2 protein-coding genes and 1 pseudogene are annotated in these 1753 nt (G+C 64.5%); all 3 read left to right on the forward strand.

What is annotated here, in order from left to right; genetic code table 11:
• Positions 1-123: pseudogene (locus tag HMPREF9538_RS31270) on the forward strand (ABC transporter permease); the annotation flags it as partial.
• Positions 116-952, forward strand: a complete 837-nt coding sequence (locus HMPREF9538_RS26425; protein ID WP_004147499.1) for an ABC transporter ATP-binding protein — start codon at positions 116-118, stop codon at positions 950-952. The pseudogene HMPREF9538_RS31270 and the gene HMPREF9538_RS26425, both read left to right, overlap by 8 nt.
• Entirely contained in the window at positions 939-1643 is a 705-nt protein-coding gene (locus HMPREF9538_RS26420; protein ID WP_009483809.1) for an ABC transporter ATP-binding protein, read from the forward strand. Before HMPREF9538_RS26425 ends, HMPREF9538_RS26420 begins: the two co-directional genes overlap by 14 nt.
• Positions 1644-1753: the final 110 nt, after the last annotated feature.

Here is a 1753-nt window from a genome sequence, read left to right on the forward strand (position 1 = left end):
CAGGTGATTTTCGACCAATGGTGGATCGCCGCCATCCCCGGCGCGGCGATCCTGCTTGCCAGCCTGGCGTTTAACCTGCTGGGCGATGGCCTGCGCGATATTCTGGAGCCGCAACATGACTGACATCCGACTGACCGTCCAGGGACTCGCCGTCGACTATCCCACCGCCCGGGTGGTGGACAACGTCAGCTTCACCCTCGGCAACGAGCGGCTGGCGCTGGTGGGCGAATCCGGCTCCGGCAAATCGATGACCGCCCGGGCGCTGATGGGCCTGGTGCGCAAGCCCGGGGTGGTGAGCGCTGAACGACTGGAGGTGCTGGGGCGCGATGTGCTGACCCTCAGCGCCCGCGGCTGGCGCGCGCTGCGCGGCAACGATATCGCCATGGTGCTGCAGGACCCGCGCTATGCGCTGAATCCGGTGCAGTCCATTCAGACGCAGTTGGAGGAGGCGTTAACCCTCCATCAGCGTCTGAGCCGCCGCGCGCGCGCCGAGGCGGTCAAAGACGCCATCGCCGCCGTCGGTCTGGATCTGCCGGTCCTCAGCCGCTATCCCGGCGAACTCTCCGGCGGGATGGGACAGCGGGTGATGATCGCCCTCGCGCTGCTCAATAACCCGAAGGTGCTGATAGCCGACGAGCCGACCTCGGCCCTCGACGCCCGCCTGCGCAACCAGATCCTCGAGCTGCTGGTGGAGCAGTGCGCGCAGCGGCAGATGGCCATGTTACTCATCAGCCACGATCTACCGCTGGTGGCCGCGCATTGTGATCGCGTGCTGGTGATGTACCAGGGGAGACAGGTCGACGAGATGCCGGCGCGGGCGCTGCCGAGCGCGACGCACCCTTACACCCGCACCCTGTGGACCTGCCGGCCAAATGCCCACACCTACGGCCAGATGCTGCCGACCCTCGACAGAACCCAGGACTTTACGGAGACAGCCCATGGCGATCGTTAATCTTCAGGATTTACAGGTTACATTCGGCGCGAAGACGGCGGTCTCCGCCGCCAGTTTCCGTGTCGACGCCGGGGAAACCTTCAGCCTGATCGGCGCCTCGGGCTGCGGCAAATCGACGATTTTGCGCGTGCTGGCCGGATTGCAGCGTGAATGGCGCGGCAGCGTGGATCTGCTCGGCCAGACCATTACGCCGGGCTTCCGCTTTCAGGGCGATCTGCGGCGCAACGTGCAGATGGTGTTTCAGGATCCGTACGCCTCGCTGCATCCCAACCATACTCTGTGGCGCACCCTGGCGGAGCCGCTGCAGATCCACGGCATCCGCGACGTTACCCCGCGAGTGACCACCGCCCTTGAGCAGGTGGGTCTGGCCGCCGATGCCGTGCGCCGCTATCCGCATCAGCTCTCCGGCGGCCAACGGCAGCGCGTGGCCATTGCCCGCGCCCTGCTGCTGCACCCGCAGATCCTGCTGCTGGATGAGCCGACCTCGGCGCTGGATATGTCGGTGCAGGCGGAAATCCTTAATCTACTTAATCGTCTGAAACAGGAGTACGGCATGACCTATCTGCTGGTCAGCCATGATGCCGACGTCATCGCCCATATGTCCGATCGGGCGGCGTTTATGGCGGAGGGCGTGATCCAGCGCTTTTTCGATCGCGAAGCGTTGGTCAACGGAGAGCACCGGATGAGGTGAGGCCAGCGTATGCGCGGTTGTTTTGTCGGGTGGCGCTTCGCTTACCCGACCTGGGATTCGCGCAACCTGTCGTTAATTTATTCACCAGTCTTGCTGAAACTGCCGGTGTT

Origin of the sequence: Klebsiella sp. MS 92-3 (genome assembly GCF_000195655.1) — a bacterium.
Taxonomy (GTDB): domain Bacteria; phylum Pseudomonadota; class Gammaproteobacteria; order Enterobacterales; family Enterobacteriaceae; genus Klebsiella; species Klebsiella pneumoniae.

Bases quoted from the DNA above. Each gene is read 5' to 3' on its own strand.
- HMPREF9538_RS26425 (WP_004147499.1), top strand. From the start codon at position 116: ATGACTGACATCCGACTGACCGTCCAGGGACTCGCCGTCGACTATCCC.
- HMPREF9538_RS26420 (WP_009483809.1), top strand. From the start codon at position 939: ATGGCGATCGTTAATCTTCAGGATTTACAGGTTACATTCGGCGCGAAG.